A 20,410-nucleotide genomic window follows, 5' to 3' on the forward strand; every position below is an offset into this window, starting at 1 on the left:
CCGTCAGGCCCCACCACCACACGACGGACACCACCACCGCGGTGAGGAACTTCACCGTGGCCTGGATGTCCAGCTCCGCTCTGCGCGCCGCCATCCGGGGCAGCGGATAGGGCAGCCCGAACACCGCCAGCCCCAGCGCGAACAGCGGCAGCCCGAACACCAATCGCAGCAGCGTCTTCACCGCGAACGGCACCACGTTGCCCGGGCGGTACTCCACGGACAGCTCCTCCGGCCGTGAGGCCTGCACCAGCGCCATCCGGCTGCCGAACGAGGACAGGTGCTGATGCAGGCGCGCGTAGCGCTCCGGCTCCTGCGTCCGGAACAGCCGCACCCCGCGCGCCCACAGCCGCAGCCGCTCCGCGTCCAGCGCGCCGCCCTGACGGAAGGCGTAGAGCTGCTCCGCCACCTGCACCACCGGCAGGTCCGCCCACTGCTCCAGGTTCAGCGTCACCGAGCGCAGGCCCTCCGCCACCCGCTCCGTCAGCGCGCGCACCGCGTCCTGCTCCGACGCCGCGTCCTTCGGCAGGAAGGCCGTCACGTCGATGGGCGCTCCCTGGTCGATGAGCACCTCGCTGCGGAAGACGTTCTTCTCCGCGTAGGTGAGCCCCACCGGGACGATGCGCACCGGGGCGCCCTCGCGCGCGGCGTTGAGCGCGATGCGCGCCGCCCCCGTCTTCAGCTCCGCCAGCTCCGGCTCCGAGTGGCTCTTGCCCTCCGGGAAGATGGTGATGGCCCGCCCCTGCACGAGCGCGCCCTTCGCCGCCTCCAGCGTGCCCTCGTTGCGCCCCATCTGCGTCGGGTCGTCCTGCTTGCGATACACCGGCAGCGCGTCCAGCCCCTTCAACAACCAGCCGATGACTGGCAGCTTGAACAGCGGCGCCTTGGCCATGAACGTCACCTGGCGCCGCGTGAGGATGAACACCAACGCCGGGTCGATGAGCCCGTTCGGATGGTTGCCCACGAAGAGCACCGGCCCGGAGGGCGCTTCGCCCGGGGCATTCACCTTCACCCGGTAGAAGAGCCGCAGCGCCAGCGCCACCACCGCCCGCACACACGCGTAGAACACGCCGTGGACTGTATACCGACGCCCCACCTCGGGCCCGCTTGCGCTCCGGACACTGTCACCGCCAGGGGCGGGAAAGACCCTCTTCCCCGACAGGTCCCCGGATTCAGCCAGTACAGAACAATCCGGTGCGGCGGCGATCCACGGAAACGCTCCCCCGACACACCCCTTTTGCGCGGACTTTGAAGAGCCGCGACGCACCTCGGGAGAGCACCCCATGAAGCGTCTGCTGTCACTGGGCTGGGCCGCCGCCACCGCCGCCGTCACGTCGTCCTCGCGGTCCATATGGGCTGGGGCAGCCCCGCCCACGACCTGGACCTGAACGTCCTTGCCCCCAACGGGGAACTCGTCGCGACCAGCGCCGAGGGCACCTCCACCGGTGAGGCCGTCACCCTTTCGAACCCACCCGCCGGCATCTGGCGCGTTCAGCGCAAGGGCTTCCTGAACGTGGCCACGCAGTACACCGGCACCGCGGAAGTGGATCGCCGTGTCCAGCGTCCGTAGTCACTCACGGACCCCACAAGGCACGACAGTCCCCGCCCCCCTCCTGTGCTCGCACGGGAGGGGGGTTGTTCGTTCTTGGGGTTGGATGATGCGAAGGCGGATCAGCGCGGCTGGAGCGTCACCTGCGTGTCCGCGACGGTGCGGCCCTGCGCGTCCGTGAAGCGCGCGCGCACCGGCACCGGGCCCGTCAGCCATCCGCCCTGCACGGGCGTGCTGAAGGGCAGCGTGACGTCCACGCCCGCGGCGACCTCCGGGGCCGGGCCCTCGCTCGGGAAGAAGCGCAGCGGCTCGCCTTCGGAGGGCAGCCCCTCCAGCGACAGGCGCACGCGCTCCGGCGCGGTGTAGCTGAACTGCACCGCGTTGCCCTCCGCGCACGTCAGCGTCCCGCCGGGCCGGGCCTCAGACAGCACGGTGCCCGCGGGCGAGATGCAGAAGGCGCGCACGCCCCAGACCCCTGCGCCCGGAGCGGACGAGCGCGCCTGCCACTCCGGCACGGGCTGCTGCTCCTGGCGCTCCATCGACGGCGCCACGACGACCAGCGCCACGGTCGCGGCGGCGGCGCTCAGCGCCAGCGGCATGAAGAGCGGGGACGCGAACCACTTCCTGCGCTCGGGCACCACCACCGCACGCACGGGGGCGGGCTGGAGCCTGGCGAACAGCGCCTGTTCCAGGAGCGCGCTCCGGGCCTGGGGCAGCGCCCGCTGCTCCAGCACCGACTCCACGCGCGACAGCCGCGTGTACGACTCCTGACACTCGGGACAGGTGGCCAGGTGCGCGCGCAGGCGCTCGAAGCCGTCCGCGTCCAGCCCGTCGCGGCCCTTCTCGAAGAGCGCGGCCATGGCCTGCTTCGCCTGGCGGTCGTCACATCCACTCATCGCGCACCCCGCCGCTTGAAGAAGCTCCAGCCCTGCGTCTCCAGGTCCTGGAGGTACCCCTTCGACTGGAAGAACCCCAGCAACCGGGACTTCAACCCGAACTCGCGCCGCCGCACCTGGATGCGCGTGAGGCCCAGCGCCGTGGCGGCCTCCTCCTGGGGCAGGCCCTCGCCGAAGCGCAGCTCGAACAGCCGTTGTTCCTCACGGGACAGGCCGCCCTTGAACGCCGCGAGCAGCGCCTCCACCTCGCGGTCCTCCAACAGCTCATCCAGCCCGCCCTCGTCGGAGGAGGATTCGGTGAGCCCCTCGAAGGCCTCGTCGCGGCCCACCAGCTCGCGCTCGCGCGACTGCTCCAGCAGCACGTTGCGCGCGATGCCCATCAGGAAGTGGGCATAGGGACGCGTGCCGTTGTAGGCGGCGCGCGTGCGCGGCTCGAAGGCGCGGGCGAAGGTCTCCAACAGCGTGTTCTCCAGCTCCATCGCGTTCCTCAGGCGGGTGAAGGCTCCCCGCCATGCGGCCGCCTTGAGCAGGCGAGCGAGCGGCTCCGCGTGCGCGCGATACACCTCCGCCAGCACCTCCGGGGTGCCTTCGCGAAAACGGCGCAGCGTGTCGTCATCCCACTCCATCCCTCAAGGGCTTACCGCGACCGTCGCGGTCCCGTCATCCGCATGTTGTCGCGAGCGGCCACGGGTGGATTGTCGGTTGGGGCCCATGGCATTCTTTCTCACAGCGCATCGCGCAAACCCTTGATGCCTATGCCCCCTCACAGGCCGCTGGTCCTGGGTGTTCTCTTCCTCCTGGCCGGGACCGCCGCGAGCGCCGCGCCGGAGCAGGTGCATTACGCCCTCATCGTGGCCAACAACACGGGCACGGCACCGTCCCAGGCGCCCCTGCGCTACGCGGACGACGACGGCGCGCGGTACTACGAGCTGTTCGCGCCCCGCTCGCGGGAGGTCGTGCTGCTGAGCGTGCTGGACGCGGAGACCCAGGCCCTGCACCCGGGGCTCGCCGCGAAGACGCGCCCGCCCACGCATCCCGCGCTGGGGGCCGCGCTCGCCCGCCTGAACGCCCGCATGGCGGAGGACCGGGCGAAGGGCGCCGTGCCGGTGCTGACCTTCGTGTTCGTGGGCCATGGCAAGCGCGGCGCCGCGGGCGAAGGGTCCGTGAGCCTGCTGGACGGGCCGCTGACGCGCACGGAGCTGTACGAGCGCGTGGTGTCGCCGAGCAAGGCGTCCTTCCTCCAGCTCATCGTGGACGCGTGTGATTCGTACTTCTTCGTCCACTCGCGCGGCGCGCTGCCCGTGGGCCCCGCGTACGTGGACGCGGTGAAGGGGCTCTTGGGCAACCGCGAGCTGGGGCGCTTCCCGCAGGTGGGCGTGGTGCTGTCCACGGCCTCGGAGCAGGAGAGCCAGGAGTGGAGCGCCATCCGCTCCGGCGTCTTCAGCCACATGGTGCGCTCGGCGCTGTCGGGCGCGGGCGACGTCAACGGGGATGGCAAGGTGGACTACGCGGAGCTGCGGGCCTTCGTGGCCGCCGCGAGCCAGGGCACGGACGACGTGCGGGGCCAGCCGAACGTGTTCATCCAGCCGCCCGCGCTCAATCGCGCGTTCGCGCTGACGGACCTGGGAGACGCCGCGTCGCTGGGCTACCTGATGGTGCCCACGGGCCTGGCGGGCCGGCTCTGGGTGGAGGACTCGCGCGGCATCCGCGTGGTGGAGCTGCACAAGGAGCGCGAGCGTCCGCTGGTGGTGGCCCTGCCCCTGGGCCGCGGCTACTACCTGCGAAGCAGCGGCCGGGAGGCGCCGTTCGCCATCAGCCGTACGTCGGAGGTGGTGGACGCGGGCGGCCTGCCCTGGCACGACGCCAGCGTGGCGGCCCGGGGCGCGGCGCAGGACGCGATGCGCGACAAGCTCTTCTCCGTGCCCTTCGGGCCGCGCTTCTACCGGGGCTACATGGCGAGCCTCGGCATCACGCCGTCGCCGGACGAAGCCGACGCCGTCCTGGTGCCATGAGCCTGCCCGCATCCCTGCTGTTGATGATGCTGCGCATGTCCGCGCCCTGCGACGCGAACACGCGCGTGGTGCTCATGCCCTTCGAAAGGCTGGCCCTGCCATCCACGGACGCGCGCGAGCTGGAGGACGCCACGCGGCGCGCGGTGGCCGCGTTGCCGGACGCGTGCCTGGAGTCGCGCGAGGACACGGTGGCGCGGCTGCGCGGCTCGGGCGCGGCGCTGACGGCGTGTGGCGACGCGGAGTGCCGGAGCGCGCAGGCCACGGCGCTGGGCGTGCGCAGGCTGGTGCGGGGCGTGGCGCTGGGCGTGGGAGGCAAGCGCAGCGTGGCGCTCACCGTGACGGACGCGCGAGGCCCGGAGACGCGTGCGCAGTTCGAGGCCCCGGCCACGATGCCGGGCGAAGCGGACGCGCGCGCGAGGCTGGCGCTCCAGCAGGTGTGGTCCCCTCTGGTGACGACGCAGGCGAAGCGGGAGCCCCAGGGCGCCTCGCGCGTACTGCCCAAGGTGTTGTGGGGCGCGGGCGGCGCGGCGCTCATCGCGGGCGTGGGCTTCGGCCTGGCGGCGCGGAGCACGGAGTCGAAGCTGTCGAAGAACGGCGGTGATTGCGCCACGGCCGGCGAGGCGTTCGCGGATTGCATCACGTCGCGGCTCGAAGCGGGCCGCCGCCAGGCGCGGACGTCCAACGTGCTGCTGGGCGTGGGCGCGCTGCTCGGCGTCGGGGGCACGCTGTCCTTCATCTGGGAGCTTCCATGAGCAGACAGATGGGGACACCCGACGGCTCCTTCGGGTCGCGCGTGGACTTGTCGCGGGCCCCGCACCCGCGCTACGCCCTCCGGAGTGCGACGCCCGTGACGGAGGTCCTGCCATGAGGAAGCTGCTTGCCGCGTTGATGAGCGCCACCCTCCTCGCGGCGGGGGCGTGCACGTTCGCGCCGGACCTGTCGCGCTTCACCGCATGCGATGGGCCGGGGGGCTGCCCCTCCGGGACGTCATGCCTCGCCTCGGAGAATCGCTGCCTGCCGACCTGCGGCGAGGGCGGGCGCTGTGACGGGTTCGACGAGGATCCGGACACGAACGCGGAGACGGACGCCGGCTCCATGGATGGCGGCGTGGATGCGGGCACCGGGCCCGTCGGTGAGACGGACGCGGGCGAAGCCGACGCGGGCAGCGAAGACGCGGGCAGTGAAGACGCAGGTCCCGCGGAGCCGCTCGCGCTGGAATCCAGCATCCTGGCGGAGGGCATCGAGTCCGTCGCCTACTCGGCGCAGCTCCAGGCCCGGGGCGGGACCCCGCCGTACCAGTTCACCGCCACCGCCCAGCTCCCCACCGGCCTCGCGCTGGATACCGCGGGCCGCATCAGCGGGACGCCCACGCGCGCGGGCGAGCTGGTCCTCCCGGTGGAAGTGTCCGACCGGAGCATCCCGACGAAGCGCGCCAGCGCCAGCCTGCGGCTGCCCGTCCGTCCGCTGCTGCGGGTCGCGGGCCCGGAGCCGCTCGCGGACGCCATCAACAGTCGCGCGTACGCCGAGCGCATCTCCGCGACGGGAGGCAAGGCGCCGTACAGCTTCGCGCTCGCGCCGCAGCAGTCGCTGCCCGCGGGCCTGACGCTCGCGGCCAACGGCAGCCTCAGCGGCACCACCACCCAGGCGGGGAGGACGGAGTTCACAGTGGCCGTGACGGACAGCGACACGCCGCCCCAGACCACGACCGGCACGCTCTCCATCACCCTCACGGAGGCCGGGCTCGGCCTCAAGGTGCTGTCTCGCGCGGTGCCTGGTGGCCGCGTGGGCTCCGACTACAGCTACACCGTGCGCGTCAGCGGCGCGGGCAACTGGAGCCTGAAGGCCGGAGCGCTCCCTCCGGGCATCCTCCTGGACACGAGCAACGGCGTCCTCTCCGGCAAGCCCATGACCCAGGGCGACTTCACCTTCCGGCTCGGCGTCGCGGACCTGCTCTTCTCCGACGAGCGCGCCTACACCCTGCACGTCGACTGAGGCGCGGGCCTCACGGGTAGCGGTCCACCACCTGGATGACGCCCGTGTTGTCCTGCACCACGGAGAAGCCCTTCATCGGGCTGGGATACGCGATGAGCCCCTCGCCGTCGCGGTCCCAGCGCGTGTCCAGCAGCACGCCGCAGAAGGGCACGGACGTGGCGCCGCTCTCCGGGGTGAAGATGCGGTCGTACCGGCCGAACACGCGGTGCTTCGTCACGTAGAGCCGCCCGCCGATGCGCGCCCCCGGCAGCTTCGCCTCCCCTTCCCCCTGCGGCAGCGCGATGACGAAGCTGTAGTTGTACCGGGCCGGCCCCGGGTGGTCCTGGATGCTGTCCACGATGACGGGGATGCGGTCCCCCACCTTCAGCCCCAGCCGCTCCATCTGGAGCTGCGCGCCGCGAGGACAGGTGCCCTCCGGCGGCATCCACGCGGGACGCGGCGCCTTCGCGGCCGTGTCTGGCCCATGCTGACACGCGAGCGCGAACAACCCCAGCAGGCCCAGGCCCCAAGCCACTCCACGGCGCGCAAGGTGGGTTCGCATGGACGGAGGCCTCCGGTCAGAACGTCCCGATGCTGAAGTGGAACTGCGTGGGAGCCTCGTTGAGCGCCTCGTCGCGGTCCAGGTTGAAGCCCACGTCGAAGGCGAGCGGGCCCACGGGCGTCACGTAGCGCAGGCCCACGCCCGCCGCGTAGCGCAGCACGCCCGGGTCGAACAGCGTGCGGTCCTGCCACAGGTTGCCCGCCTCGAAGAAGAGCCCCAGGTCCACCGAGGCGATGGCCGGCACGCGCAGCTCCGCCTTGGCCAGCGTGAAGAGCTCGCCGCCCTGGCTCGCGGGCACCTGTCCGGCGAGCACCGCCTTCAGGTCGTCCGGGCAGCCCGCGGGGGAAATCACGGCGCGGCACGCGGCCAGCCGCTGGTGCAGCACCTCGCGCACGTCCTGCGGCAGCACGCCGTCCTCGCGGAAGCCCCGGAGGCTGGACGAGCCGCCCAGGTAGAACAGCTTGGACCCGATGTTCTGCGCCCCCTGCGTCAGCGGCACGATGGTGCCCGCGCGCGCGCTCACCGCCACGCTCGCGCGGCGGCCCAGCGGCGCGTACGCGCTCACGCTGCCGGACAGCTTCACGCCGTCGATGGGGAACTCCGGCACGCGGTTGCCCGCGACGTCCGTGGGGTGGACGCTGATGCCGCGCATGAACTCCACGCTGCTGCTGAGCACCATGCCGCGCCGGGGGTTCGCCGGGTCGTCGCGGAAGTCCAACGTCATGGACGGGCGCAGCGAGTGCAGCGCGAAGTCACCGTACGGGTAGCGCAGGCGCTCCTGGTCCGCGCGGTTGATGAGCTCCAGCACGCCTCCGCGCGAGCGCAGCCGGTTGTTCTCCAGTTCGTACTGGAGCGACACGTTCACCCACGACGCCAGCGCCCAGTCCACGCCCATCACCGCCGCGAACCGCGTGGACAGGTACGACGGCCGGTGCACGCGCTCGCCGATGAGATCCACCCGCGCGCCAATCTCCTGCGGCGCCAGGAAGGACAGCCGGGGCTGGGACAGCGCCAGGTTGCCGCGCCCGCCCAGGCCGCTGAAGCCATCCAGGTCGGACTCACACGCCTCGCCGGACAGCTCTCCGGTGGAGCACCCGGCCGGAAGCCGCGAGGACGACAGCGCCTCCGCGCTCGCGCCCGCGTAGTTCACCTTGCCGCGCGCCAGGAGGTTCAGCCCCCGGCCATCCAGGTTGCGCCATGCCGTGTCCAGCGTGATGCGCGGACCGTCCACCAGGAAGTAGCCACCGGACACCTCGCCGTCGATGCGCGGGCGCTCCTGCACCGTCACCAGCACGTCCTTGGAGGCCTCGCGGCGGTTGGGGTCCGCCAGCGACACCTCCGCCTGGCGGAACAGCCCCAGCCGGGACAGCCGGCGCTGCGCCTCCGCCAGCGCCTCCACCGACAGCGGAGCCCCGGGCTTCAGGTCCAGCTGCGCCAGCACCACGTCCGGATCCGAGCGCGTCAGCCCCTGGAGCAGCACCTGCCCCACGCGCACGCGAGGCCCCGGGTCCGTGCGGTAGGTCACGTGCGCGGAGGTGCCATTCTCCTCCACCGACACGGAGTTGCTCACGTGCGCGAAGAGGTAGCCCTCGCGGCCCAGTCCCCGCTCCAGCGCGGCCTGCGCCTGCTCCACCCGCTCGAAGCTCAGCGGCGTCTCCACGGGCAGCAGCAGGTTCACCCAGACGGGATCCACCTCCAGCGGGATGCCCAGGAAGATGGGCGCGCGGATCAACGCCTGGGGCCCCTCCTCCACGTCGAAGTCCGCCTCCGCCTGGTGACGGGCCACGTCCACCGTGAGCCCCCGGAAGGTCACCTGCGCGGACGCGAAGCCCTGCTCGCGGTAGGCCGTCGTCATCGCGTCGGCGGCCTCCAGCCACGCGTCCTCCACGTAGACCGTGGACGGGTCGGGCGGGGACACCACGCTCTTGTCGTAGCGCCGCTCGCGCCCCTCCGTCTCCAGCGGGTCCTCGCGCATGGGCAGGTCCAGCTCCGGCCACGTCTCCAGCGCCGCCACCTGGTTGGTGAGCATGGAGCGCAGCAACTCGGAGGACAGCGCCGCGTTGCCATGGAAGCGCACGTCCGTCACGCGCAGCGGGGCGCCCTCCTCCACCTGGAAGCCCAGCACCGCCGCGTCGCCGTCCGGCCGGATGACCTCCAGCGCCCGCACGCGCGCGTCGTGGAAGCCGCGCCGCCGGTAGAACGCCTCCAGCCGCCGCGCGAGCCGCGCCGCCACGGTCTCATCCATCGCCTCCTCGCCGTCGTAGGCCACCACGCGCGCCAGCAGCGAGTCCGGGAAGCGGCGGTTGCCCGCGAAGCGCAGGTGGAACGCGGGCCCCGCGGACACCGGCACCGCCACGGACGCCTCGCTGTCCTCCACGACGACGGTGGGCGTGCCCACCCAGGCCCGCCAGTGCTGGCCCTCGCGCAGGAGCACGCGCAGCCGCTCCAGGCCACCGTCCAGCTTCGCCCGGTCGAAGACCTCTCCGGGCTTCATCCCCAGCGCCTCCACCAGGCGCGGCAGTGGCAGCGCGGGGCTGCCGGAGAAGGTCACCTGCCGCACGCGGGTGGGCTTGCCCTCCACCACCACCAGCGTCACCGCCACGCCGCCCGCGGGCACCGGCCGCTCCTCGACCTGGATGTCGACGGCGTCATAGCCCTTGCGCTGGTAGGCCTCGCGCACGGCGTCCGCCGCGGTGTCCAGCTCCTCCGGATCCAACGGCCCGCCCTGGAGCAGCCCGCTCGCCTCCAGCAGCTCCCCGGACGTGAGGACCTGGTTGCCGCGCACCGCCACGTGCGACAGCAGCGGCAGCGGCATGAGCTGGAACACCAGCCGCACGCCCCCTGGCACGTCCTGCGTGAGCGCCACCACGTCCGCGAATCGCCCCGTGGCGAACAGCTGCTCCACGGACTTGCGCACCGCGCCCGGCGTCAGCGCCTGTCCCTTGCGCAGGGTGACCAGGCCCGAAAGCCCGTCCGGGGCCATGCCCTCCGGCAGGTGCAGCTCCACGGCCACCACTTCCGGCGCGTCATCGTCGTGGCCCGCGGGCGCCGCGAAGGCGGGCAGCGCGCACACGAGGAGCAGCACCGCGGCCAGCGCGGCTACTCGACCTCCCAGCCCAGCTTCAGCTCGAGCCCGAGGTTTCCGAACGACGCCTGGCTGTTCTCGTTGTCCCACTGGGCCTGTGCGGAAAGACGGTCGTCGAAGCGGTACTCAGCGCGTGCCCGGGTGCCTCGCCCACTCACTGGCTGGGTCATCCCGATTTTAAGCTGCTCGGAAAGGAACTTCGACTCCAGTTGTGCGGTCGGCTCCGCTTGCCGGGTGGCGTCGTTGTAGGTGGTGGAGATCTGCAGGGACAAATCCCTGAGAACGGGGTTGCTGGGCAGGAACCGGCGCACCTGCCGGTCCAGTCCCGACACGTTGAAGAGGGCCTCCGCCGCCAGACCGTAGCTCGCCGACGCCGCCGTGTCCTTGTCCGCGCTCGTCACCCCCAGTGTCAGCAGCGACAGGATGTCACCCTCCGTGAGCACCGGCTCCGAGGACAGCACCACCAGCGGGTTGGCCGGCCGGCCGAACGCGTGCAGCTTCACCACGAACTCGCGCACCGACGTCTGCGCCTGCACCTCGAACACCGGGTCGATGCCGGACGCGTCGCGGAACTCCAGCTGCCCCTGGTCGATGGTGAAGAGGTTGTTGCGGAAGAACGCCTGGCTGCCTTCCGCCGCCTCCACGCGGCCCAGGAGCCCCGGCTTCACGTCCGTGCCGGTCAGCCGCACGTCGCCCAAGAGCCGCGCCTTCGCCAGGTTGTTGTCCACGCGCACGTCACCGAAGTGCACGTTGACGTCCCAGGTGAAGAAGGGGTCCCTCGCGCGCTCGCCCCCTCCGCCCACGGCGAGGTTCGGCTTCTTCTGCATCGTCTTGAGCAGCGCTTCGATGTCGAGCGGCTTCTGGTAGCGCAGCTTGATGATGTCCAGCCCACCCGTGACGGTGGGCCCCGTGGGCGGCCCCACCACCTGGAGCAGGCCGGACACGGTGAGCGGCAGGTCCTCCGTCATCCGGTACGGCACGGCGTCCAGTTGCAGCGTCAGCGCCAGCCGCTTGGGCACGAAGCGCTCCAGCCGGATGTCGCCGCGCGCGGACACCTGGCCTTCGTTGACCTGGGCCTGCAGGTGCTCCAGCAGCACGCGCTGCCCCGTCAGCTCCAGGCGGCCGGACATGCCGCGCACGGTGAGCGGCAGGTCGCGCATGGCCAGCCGCACGTCGGCCAGCTCCGCGGTGCCCACCACCGACGGCGCGTCCAGCGAACCCGTCGCCTCCGCGTCCACGCGCAGCTGGCCGCCCACGCGCTCCATGCCGGGCAACAGCGGCTCCAGGAGCCGCACGTCCATGCGCCCCTCGCGCAGGCTCATGTTCACGGCGCGCCGGCTCACCCAGCCGCCCAACGTGAAGTCCACCGACGCGCCGCTGAAGCGGAAGGGCTGCACATCCAGCCGGCTGTTGACGTACGTCAGCACGATGGGGCCCTGGTTGCGGCCGCGCAGGTCCCCCCGGGCGAGCGACAGCTCCCGCACCGTGGCCCCCACCGTGTAGCTCTCTGGCTGCAACAGCGGGCCCTGCAGCGTCACGCGCCCCGCGAGCATGCCGGTGACGCCCGCCAGCGCCGGCACCTGCGGCAGCAGCGGCTTGATTTCCGGCAGCAGCAGGTCGACGGTGGAGTCGAAGAGGTAGGGCTCCTTCACCGTCATGTTCAGGTAGCCCTGCGCGTCGCGGAAGGGGCGCCCGGTGATGCGCAGCTGCTTGCCCTCCTGGTGCAGCGCGAGGTCCATGGCGCCCAGGTCGCGCGACGCGAAGGTGATGCGCGGGCCCTTCAGCGTGGCCTGGATGTCGGGCTTGTCCGCCGAGCCCGCCACGGTGCCCGCGAGCGCGAGCGTGCCCTGGATGCCCATCGCTTCCGCGGTCTCCTGCCCCACGGCCTCCGCGAGCGACAGGTTCTCTCCGCCGAAGCGGTAGTCCAGCGCGCCCGCGGTGAAGCCGAAGGAGCCCTCCACCCAGGTGCGCCCCAGCCGGCCATCCAGCACGGTGCGCTCCAGCACCATCTCCTTGCCGTCCACGAAGCGCAGCCGCGCGGAGCCCGCGCCCAGCCGGCGGCCCAGGTACGTGGTGTCTCGCAGGTCGAAGGCCACCAGCCCCTCCAGCTTCTCCAGGGGACTGTCGATTTCGACGCGGCCCGAAGCCGCGCCAGCGAACTGGCCCTGCACCACGGCGATGGACGGGCTCAGCCCCGCCACCAGGTCCACCAGGTCCTCGGTGCGGCCCTGCGGCACGGTCACGTCCAGGCGCAGGTGCAGGAGGCGCGCGAAGGTGAGCGCCGCCTTGCCGAAGTACTGCGTGCGCCCCTTCTGGCCGGTGAGCGACGGGAAGGACAGCAGGCCATTGGAGTACGACAGCTTCGCCTGCGTCACGCCCAGGCCGAAGCCCCAGAAGGTGAAGTCGCGCAGGGACAGGCTCGCGTCCACCTTCACGTCCGAGTACGCCCCCACGATGGAGTAGTTCGCGGAGCCCTTCCCGGACCACGGCAGCTCCGCGATGTGGCCGAAGTCCGACAGCTCCAGCTCGCCGTTGCCCTGGATGTCCAGGCCGCGCGCGGTGTCGAAGTAGAGCGTCACGTCGCCGTGCACGCGCGAGCGGCCGGACTCCACCGTGAGGCGGCTGAAGGACACGCGGTCCCCCGTCAGCTTCACGGCCGTCTGCGCGCGGCCCCGCTCGAAGGTGAGCAGCGTCTTGCCCGCGCTGACCGGCGCGTCGAACGCGCGCGTGGCCAGCACGAAGCGGCCGCTGCGCAAATCCAGCGGCCCGGACAGCGAGGGCCGGGGCAGCAGCGTCCCGGTGAGGTGCGCGTTCGCCGTCGCGGGGAAGTCCACCCACGAGCCCGCCACGCCCGCGCGCTCCAGGATGCGCCCGAAGGACGCGTCCTCCGTCTGGAGCGTCACGTCCACGGGCAGCTCCGGCGTGAGCTTCAACGCGCCCGACAGCTTCACCTTGCCAGAGCCCAGCGGGGCCTCCAGCGACTCCACGCGCACGCTGTCCCCCGCGTACGACAGGCGCGCGTTGAGGCTCACCGGGCCGTACTGCTCGTAGGACAGGTTGCTCGCGGACAGGTCCGCGCCCACCGCGAGCGCGGACGGCTTCCCGGTGACGGACAGGCGCGTCCACAGATGCCCCGTGGCCGGACGCGGCAACAGCTTCGCCTGCGACAGCGTGCGCAGCGGCAGGAACACCTGCGCGTCCAGCGCGAGCACCGGATGGCACAGCGTCTCCACGCGGCCGGACACCGTGGCGGTGATGTCGTCGAGCGTCACCTCCGCGCGCTCCACGTCCAGCAGCCCTTCGTCGGGGTCCAGCGCGCCGGTGAAGCCCAGCTGCCCCAGCGTCAGCTCGCCGCCCCCCGCGCCCAGGCGCACCAGCCCCCGCCGCGCGCCCACCTCCAGCTCCATCACGCCCCAGTGCTCCACCCACCCCACGTCCAGGTTCTCCACCTCCACGCCCCGCCCGTCCGGCAGCGCGAGGCGCACCTCCGCGCCGGTGATGTCCACGCGCCCCGCGCCCACGCGAGTCAATGGCGTGAGCGGGCACGTGCCGTCAGGGGAAGGCGGCGGGCTCGAGGAGGGCCGGGACAGGTCCAGCGCCACGCGCGGATGGCGCACGCGCACGTGGCCCAGCATCAGGCGGCGGGACAGGGGCGACAGGAAGCCCAGCCCCACCTCCGCCTCGTCCGCGGTGAACAGCGGCGTGTCCCTGCCCGGCGCGAACACCGACACGCCGTGCAGCACCACGCGCGAGCCCAGCGGATCCAGCTCGCACCGGCCGATGCCCACGTCCACGCCCAGCAGGTCCGGCAGGTTCCTGCGCGCCAGGGTGCAGGCGGCGTCCCAGGTGAACGGCTGACGCAACAGCAGGATGCTCCCCGACACCACGAGGAGCACCAACAAGAGCGCCTTGCGCGCTGCACTGTTGCGGCTGGGGAGGGACAAGCCGCTAGAGCTTACCGAGTCCCTCGAGGTAGCGGTCGATCTCCGCCAGGTCGATTTTGGTGTTCGCCGTCCGGGGCAGCGAGGTGGCGGGCGCGCTTGCCCGCTCGCTTGCCTGGGAAGCAGCCGAGCCACCCTGGAGCCCCAGGTTGTTGCCGATGCGGTGCACCAGCTCCGCGCTGATGGTCTCCGAGCGCGCGAGGAACGCCTCGAAGAGGGCGTTGTCGCACAGGGTGTTGATGACGCGCGGGGTGCCGCCGGAGTGCTCGTGCACGGCGAGCAGCGCCTCCGGCGTGAAGGGCATCCGCGGGCAGCCGGCGAGCCGCAGCCGGTGCTTCACGTACGCCTCCGTGGACTCCGCCGTGAAGGGCTCCAGCTTGTAGCGGAGCGCCACGCGCTGGGCGAGCGGCGGATCCAGCTTCAGGTTCTTCTCAATCTCCGGCAGGCCGAAGAAGACGAAGGAGATGAGCTTGCGCTCCGGCACTTCCAGGTTCAGCAGCCCCCGGAACTCCTCCATGAGCTCGCGCGTCTCCAGCATCTGCGCCTCGTCGATGAGGACGACGGCCTTCTTGCCGGACTCATAGATTTGCAGCAGGCGCTGGTAGAGCTGCGACAGGAGCGCCAGCTTCTCCTGCGCGGGGTTCTCCACGCCCAGCTGGAGCGCGATGCGGCGCAGCAGCCACTGGGCGGTGATGCCCGAGTGGATGATGACGAGCAGCGCGGCCTCGTACTCGGACTCTGGAAGCGAGTCGAGCATGCGCCGGGCGAGCGTCGTCTTGCCCGCGCCGATGTCGCCAATGAGGATGGACAGGCCCTTCATGTAGCCCACGGCGTGCATCAGCCGCGTGAGGGCCTGCGAGTGCTGCGCGGAGTTGTAATAGAAGCGGCTCACCGGAGCGTTGGAGAACGGCTCCTGGGTGAGTTCGAAGAAATCGAGGTAGGTCGTCATCGCTCGCCGGGCCTCGTGGGGGACGCGCTACACGTACCCTACTTTACGAGCCTTCGGCACGCCCGCGGCGGGAACCGGCGTCGCGGGACCCTTTCCGGCGCGAGGAAGCGGGTCCTCCTCCGGTGCGGTCATGGCCGACAGCCGCGTCACCTGGGACCCCACGTCGCGGTATTTCGCGTCCATGGCGGCCACCCGCTGGAAGTGGAAGAGCGCCTTGCCCTGCTCGTTGAGCGCGTCGTAGGCGCTCGCCAGCTCGAAGCCCAGCGCCTTGGCCACCTCGCCCGTCGCGAGCACGTTGGAAAGGCCTTCCTTGAACACCGCCACGGACTCTTCCGGCTTGCCGCGCAGCGTGTGCAGCATGCCAATCATCGTCAGGCAGTCCAGCTCGCGCGGGGTGCCCACGCAGCCCTGGCGGGCCACGTCGAACTCGTGGACGGCGTCGTCCAGCAGGCCCATTTCCTTGTAGGCGATGCCCAGGTCGTAGTGCGTGTCCACGTCCTCGGGCTTCACCACCTTGGCCAGGCCCTTCTTGAACTCGGCGAAGACCTCGTCCACCGAGTACTGGAAGTCCTCTTCCGCCGGGGGCACCGCCGCCAGCGACTCACCGCCCAGGTCGTCCAGCTCACCCGCCAGCTGCGCCGCCAGGTCGAACGCGTCGCCGCCACTGGCACCGTCGTCGAGCGAGGCCTCCGTCACCGGCTGCACGGAGGGCACGTGCACGGGCTCCGAGGGAGCGTCGTCCTCGGGGGCCGCGCCACCGCCGGCCTCCAGCTCCTCCAGCCGCGCCATCAGCTCGCCGGCGCGCACGTGGCCGGGGAACGCGATGGCCACCGTCTCCAGGATTTCGCGCGCCTCTTCCAGGAGCCCCTGGTCGAGGAAGAACGACGCCTCGTCGCACTCCTCGGAGGCAGGCTCCTCCTCGGGCTCCGCTTCCGGCTCGGGCTCGGGCTCGGGCGCATCCGCCAGGGCCTCGGGTTCGGGCTCGTCCGCGAACGCCTCGGCCTGGGGCTCGTCGTAGGACAGGCCCTCCACCGACGGGAGCACCATGTGCGCCGCCGTGGGCTCCTCCTGCTCCTCGTCGCCCAGCGACATGCCCTCCGCGTACGCGGGCTCTTCCGCTGGCGCGTCGAAGCTTTCGTCCAGGCCCGCATCGTCCAGGGCGGACGCATCCAGGGGCGCGAGCCCCACGCGCGTGGGCGCGTCGTCGTCCTCGCCCAGCGACATGCCGGGTTCGACCAGGGCCTCGTCGTCGCCGCTGTCGCCCAGCGTGGGCAGCTGGCGCGTGTCCGGCGCGGCCTCTTCCAGCAGCGCGCGCGACGGGGACAGGATGCGCGTGGGAGGCGCCTCCTCCTCGTCGCCCAGCGACATGCCGCCCGGCTCGTCCGCGAGCACCATGGGCTCGTCGCCGCCCGCGTCCGCCGCGTACGCCAGCGCGTCGTCCTGGGCGAGCAGCGGCTCGTCGTCCAAGCCTCCGGAGGCGTCCGGATCGCCCAGGCCCGGCTCGTCCGCGAGCACCAGCGAGTCCTCGTCGGACCCCATCACCAGGTCGTCCTGCGGCGGCAGGTCGTAGACGGTGTTCTCGGCGGAGCTGATGGGCTCGCCCATCACCGCTTCCTCGCCGCTCAACGTGGTCTCCGCGACCTCGTCGTCGACGATTTCGTCCGAGTCCGACCCGTGGCTCAGCGCCGCGAGCGCCAGCTCGTCACCCCCGGGCTGCGCGAGCGCGTCCTCCGGCGGATCCGCGACGAGGATCTCGTCCTCGTTGGAGTCCACCAGGATGGCGTCCTCCTCCAGCGACTCCACGCCCGGCGTCGCCGCGGGCGCCACGAAGCCCCCTTCCGCGCGGAGCACGGACAGGAAGGCGGGCACCTCGGGATGCGCCGGATTCTCCTGGAGGATGGTCGCCAGGTACGGCTGCGCGCGCTGCACGTCCGCGCGGCGCGTGCACAGGCGCAGCACGTTGAGCAGCTGCTCGGACGCCTGCGCGCCGTTATTGGCCGCCACGTAGATGTGGTACGCCTTTTCGTGCGCGTCCAGGTTCTCCGGATCCACGGAGAACACCTTGCGCAGGTGCTCCAGCGCTTTGTCGTGGAGCCCGTACTTCACGTAGACGTCCGTCTCCGTCAGCAGCTTGGCCAGCTGCTCGCGGCTCATCCCCGCGGGAGGAGGCGGCACCACGGCCGCGGGCGGCGCGACGGGGAGGGGCCGGGACATCGGAGGCACCGTGGCGGAGGGAGCGCTCCACGCGGGCGCGGGCTCCTCCTCGGCGTGATGCGCGGCCACCGGCGCGGGCTCCGGCTCCGGTTCGGCGACGGGGCCCCGGCGCGCGAGCAGATCCGGATCCTGCGGATCCAGCAGCTCGATCTGCGTCCACACGCCGTCGGACTCAGCGGCGCGGCCGCGCTCCTGGTGGATCTTCGCGAGTTCCTTGTAGACGGACACCGTCTTGGAGACCTGGCCCAGCCCCTGGAACGCCTGGGCCAGCAGCGTCAGCGTCTCCACGTCGCGGCCATCCGCCTTGAAGCACACCTGAAGCTTGGCGAGCGCGCGCTTCTGGTCGCCGCGCTGCAGGTACGACGCGGCCAGCTCCTTCGCGAGCGGGAGGTTGTCCGGCTCCAGCGCGGAGAGGCGCTCCGCGACGCGCAGCCAGTCATCCGCACGGGCGTTGCGCTTGAGGTACTCCGCGGCGCGCTTGAACTCCTGCGCCGCTTCCTTCGTCATGTTCTCGCGCGCGTACAGCTCCGCGAGCTTGATCTTCGACGCCACGTTCTCGGGGTCGAGATCCACCATCTTCTTCAGCGTGTCGAGGCTCGACTTGGTGTCGCCCGCCTTGTCGTAGTGGTTGGCGACGATCTGGAAGTACGCCATCGCCTCCGACATCAAGCCCAGCTGCTGGTGCAGCTCCGCCAGCTTGAGGTTCACCTCCAGCAGGTTCGGGTTGAGCTTGAGGACCTGCTTGTAGAGGGCGACGGCCTTGAGGAAGAAGCCGTCCGAGGAGTAGCTCTCCGCGACCTTGGTGAAGAAGTGCGCCGCCTGCGCGTTGTCGTTCTTCTTCTGGTACAGCTCCCCCATCTTCTGGAGGACCCGGATGTCCTTCGGGTCGACCTCCAGGACCTTCTGATACTCCTTGATGGCTTTGTCGTACGCGCCCTTCGCGACCAGCTTCGCGGCGGCTTCGATGATCTTGTTCTTGTCCATCGAGCGTGCGCTTCCGGCAGGCAGAAACCCCGAGGAACTTCGCGGGTTTCAGTCCTTCTCTGGGGGGGAGCTTCGGAGGCTAACGGAATCCTCCGATGCGGGTCAAGAAACAGCCTGCCCTCCCCCGGGGCTGGATCACCCGCCTGGACGCTCGCACGCCCGGCGGGTTTTCCATGCCTTCACGGCGAGCGCTACGGCGTCTCTTCCACGGCCTTCTTGAGCCGGCGAGAACCCGTCTCGCTCGCCAGCAGGCGCTCCACGAAGCGGGTGTCGTAGTTGCCCTCCTGGAAGGACTCCTCCGCCAGTGCGGCCCGGTGGAACGGTATGTTGGTGCGGATGCCCTCCACGACGTACTCGGAGAGTGCGCGCTGCATGCGGCGGATGGCCGTCTCGCGGTCCTCCGCATGGACGATCAGCTTGGACAGCAGGCTGTCGTAGTGCGGCAGCACCGTGTAGTTCTCGTACGCGGCGGAGTCCACGCGCACGCCGTAGCCGCCCGGCACGCTGTAGCCGGTGATCTTCCCCGGCCACGGCGCGAAGGTGACGGGGTCCTCCGCGTTCACGCGGCACTCGATGGCGTGCCCGCGGATCTGCACGTCCTCCTGCTTGAAGCGCAGGGGGTGCCCGTAGGCCATGCGGATCTGCTCACGGACCAGGTCCACGCCCATGACCAGCTCCGTCACGGGGTGCTCCACCTGGATGCGCGTGTTCATCTCCATGAAGTAGAACTCGCCGCGCTCGTCGAGCAGGTACTCGATGGTGCCCACGTTGTTGTAACGGAGCTTCTTCATCGCCGCGACGGACACCTCGCCCATGCGCTGGCGCAGCTCCGGCGTGAGCGCGGGCGACGGGGCCTCCTCGATGAGCTTCTGGTGCCGCCGCTGCACGGAGCACTCACGCTCGTTGAGGTGGATGATGTTCCCGTGCTCGTCCGCGACGATCTGGATCTCGATGTGGCGCGGCTTCTCCACGTACCGCTCGATGTAGAGGTCGCCGTTGTTGAAGGAGGCCAGCGCCTCCGCCTGCGCGGTGGAGAACGCCTGCGCGAGCACGCCCGGCTCGCGGACGATCTTCATGCCCTTGCCGCCGCCGCCCGCCGCCGCCTTCAGGATGACCGGGAAGCCGATCTCCTTGGCGAACGCCTCCGCCTCGCGCGGATCCTTCACCGTGCCGGGGCTGCCCGGGAGCAGCGGCATGCCGGCCTCGCGGGCCGCGGCGCGCGCGCGCACCTTGTTGCCCATCAGCCGCAGCATCTCCGGACGCGGGCCAATGAAGCGGATCTTGCAGTTCTCGCAGACCTCCGCGAACTCGGCGTTCTCCGACAGGAAGCCGTAGCCCGGGTGGATGGCGTCCGCGCGCGTGATCTCCGCCGCGGAGAGCAGCTGCGGCACGTTGAGGTAGCTCTCCTTGGACGGAGGCGGCCCGATGCAGACGGCCTCGTCCGCGAAGCGCACGTGCAGCGCGTTGGCGTCAGCGGTGGAGTGCACCGCCACGGTGGCGATGCCCAGCTCACGGCATGCGCGGATGACCCGCAGGGCAATCTCCCCGCGGTTGGCGACCAGTACCTTCTTGAACACGGCCGTGCTCCTAACGCGAGGGCCTGGGGCGCGTCCCGCCCGGATGGGGCCGGACGCGCCTGACGGGTCAGCAGACTCAGGCCGGCTCGATGCGGAACAGCGCCTGGCCGAACTCCACCGGGCGACCGTTCTCCACAAGGACCTCGGCGATGCGGCCGGAGACCTCGGACTCGATTTCGTTCATCAACTTCATCGCTTCCACGATGCAGAGCACCTGGCCCTTGCGCACCACCGTGCCCACGTCCACGAACGGGGGCTGATCCGGCGCGGGGGTCCGGTAGAACGTCCCCACGAAGGGGCTGGTCACCTGGTGGCCCGGCTTCTCCGCGGGCTTCTCCGGCGCCGCGGCAGCGACGGAAGCCGCGGGCGCGGCGGCGGGCGCCGCACGAGGTGCTGCCGGAGCGGCGTACTCCACCGGCGGCGACACCGTCACCCCGGGGCCCGACGGCGCCGTGTGGTGGACGATGGTCGTCTCCGGCGCGTGACCGCGGCGGATGTAGAGCTTCTCCGGGCCCTTCGTCCACACCAACCGGGTGACGTCGGAGGCCTCCAGGATTTCGACGATCTGCCGGAGGGCCTCCACGTCCAGCGACGTGGTGCCCGCATCCCGCCCGGAGACCGCGCCCGAGGACTCGGCCGGCCGGGTTGCCTTGCGCTTCGTTGCCATTCAGAC

The 20,410-nt window shown here is 71.4% G+C and carries 14 protein-coding genes; 4 read left to right on the forward strand and 10 right to left on the reverse strand.

The features are described from left to right. Positions 1 to 1,066 (reverse strand): lysophospholipid acyltransferase family protein (locus tag D7V80_RS16445; RefSeq protein ID WP_120589062.1); only part of this gene is annotated, 1,066 nt, incomplete at its 3' end. A gap of 282 nt (positions 1,067 to 1,348) precedes the next feature. Here D7V80_RS16445 and D7V80_RS16450 point away from each other — a divergent pair. Continuing rightward, complete coding sequence (locus D7V80_RS16450) at positions 1,349 to 1,567, forward strand: hypothetical protein (protein ID WP_199738685.1); 219 nt, start codon at positions 1,349 to 1,351, stop codon at positions 1,565 to 1,567. A 101-nt stretch (positions 1,568 to 1,668) separates the two neighbouring features. Here D7V80_RS16450 and D7V80_RS16455 read toward each other — a convergent pair whose 3' ends face one another. Then, on the reverse strand, positions 1,669 to 2,442 hold the full coding sequence (locus D7V80_RS16455) for a hypothetical protein (protein ID WP_120589063.1): 774 nt from the start codon (positions 2,440 to 2,442) through the stop codon (positions 1,669 to 1,671). Then, positions 2,439 to 3,068 carry an RNA polymerase sigma factor gene (locus D7V80_RS16460; RefSeq protein WP_120589064.1) on the reverse strand — a complete coding sequence of 210 codons (630 nt, stop codon included), beginning with the start codon at positions 3,066 to 3,068 and terminating at the stop codon, positions 2,439 to 2,441. Before D7V80_RS16460 ends, D7V80_RS16455 begins: the two co-directional genes overlap by 4 nt. 129 nt (positions 3,069 to 3,197) lie before the next feature. Here D7V80_RS16460 and D7V80_RS16465 point away from each other — a divergent pair, with 129 nt between their 5' ends. The 3 genes from D7V80_RS16465 (at position 3,198) to D7V80_RS16475 (ending at position 6,446) form a co-directional block, all read left to right on the forward strand. Beyond that, the gene (locus D7V80_RS16465; RefSeq protein WP_120589065.1) at positions 3,198 to 4,454 is read left to right on the forward strand and encodes a hypothetical protein; all 1,257 of its coding nucleotides are present in this window, start codon (positions 3,198 to 3,200) and stop codon (positions 4,452 to 4,454) included. Next, positions 4,451 to 5,206: a hypothetical protein gene (locus D7V80_RS16470; protein WP_120589066.1), complete on the forward strand. Its 756-nt coding sequence runs from the start codon at positions 4,451 to 4,453 to the stop codon at positions 5,204 to 5,206. The genes D7V80_RS16465 and D7V80_RS16470 overlap by 4 nt, the downstream gene beginning before the upstream one ends. Before the next feature lie 112 nt (positions 5,207 to 5,318). Then, positions 5,319 to 6,446: an Ig domain-containing protein gene (locus D7V80_RS16475; protein WP_147447120.1), complete on the forward strand. Its 1,128-nt coding sequence runs from the start codon at positions 5,319 to 5,321 to the stop codon at positions 6,444 to 6,446. Positions 6,447 to 6,456: 10 nt separating this feature from the next. Here D7V80_RS16475 and D7V80_RS16480 read toward each other — a convergent pair whose 3' ends face one another. The 7 genes from D7V80_RS16480 to accB form a co-directional block, all read right to left on the reverse strand. Beyond that, positions 6,457 to 6,987: a hypothetical protein gene (locus tag D7V80_RS16480; RefSeq protein WP_120589068.1), complete on the reverse strand. Its 531-nt coding sequence runs from the start codon at positions 6,985 to 6,987 to the stop codon at positions 6,457 to 6,459. A gap of 16 nt (positions 6,988 to 7,003) precedes the next feature. After that, positions 7,004 to 10,072 carry an outer membrane protein assembly factor gene (locus D7V80_RS16485; protein ID WP_120589069.1) on the reverse strand — a complete coding sequence of 1,023 codons (3,069 nt, stop codon included), beginning with the start codon at positions 10,070 to 10,072 and terminating at the stop codon, positions 7,004 to 7,006. 14 nt (positions 10,073 to 10,086) lie between these two features. Further along, entirely contained in the window at positions 10,087 to 14,016 is a 3,930-nt protein-coding gene (locus D7V80_RS16490) for a translocation/assembly module TamB domain-containing protein (protein WP_120589070.1), read from the reverse strand. A 4-nt stretch (positions 14,017 to 14,020) separates the two neighbouring features. Further along, on the reverse strand, positions 14,021 to 14,962 hold the full coding sequence (locus D7V80_RS16495) for an ExeA family protein (protein WP_014399053.1): 942 nt from the start codon (positions 14,960 to 14,962) through the stop codon (positions 14,021 to 14,023). A 27-nt stretch (positions 14,963 to 14,989) separates the two neighbouring features. Next, a complete protein-coding gene (locus D7V80_RS16500) occupies positions 14,990 to 18,160 on the reverse strand; it encodes a tetratricopeptide repeat protein (RefSeq protein WP_120589071.1) in 3,171 nt (1,056 codons plus the stop codon). A gap of 191 nt (positions 18,161 to 18,351) precedes the next feature. Beyond that, positions 18,352 to 19,737, reverse strand: a complete 1,386-nt coding sequence (gene accC, locus D7V80_RS16505) for an acetyl-CoA carboxylase biotin carboxylase subunit (protein WP_120589072.1) — start codon at positions 19,735 to 19,737, stop codon at positions 18,352 to 18,354. A 76-nt stretch (positions 19,738 to 19,813) separates the two neighbouring features. After that, positions 19,814 to 20,404: an acetyl-CoA carboxylase biotin carboxyl carrier protein gene (gene accB, locus D7V80_RS16510; protein WP_120589073.1), complete on the reverse strand. Its 591-nt coding sequence runs from the start codon at positions 20,402 to 20,404 to the stop codon at positions 19,814 to 19,816. Positions 20,405 to 20,410 lie beyond the last annotated feature (6 nt).

Origin of the sequence: Corallococcus sp. CA054B (assembly GCF_003611625.1) — a bacterium.
Lineage (GTDB): Bacteria > Myxococcota > Myxococcia > Myxococcales > Myxococcaceae > Corallococcus > Corallococcus coralloides.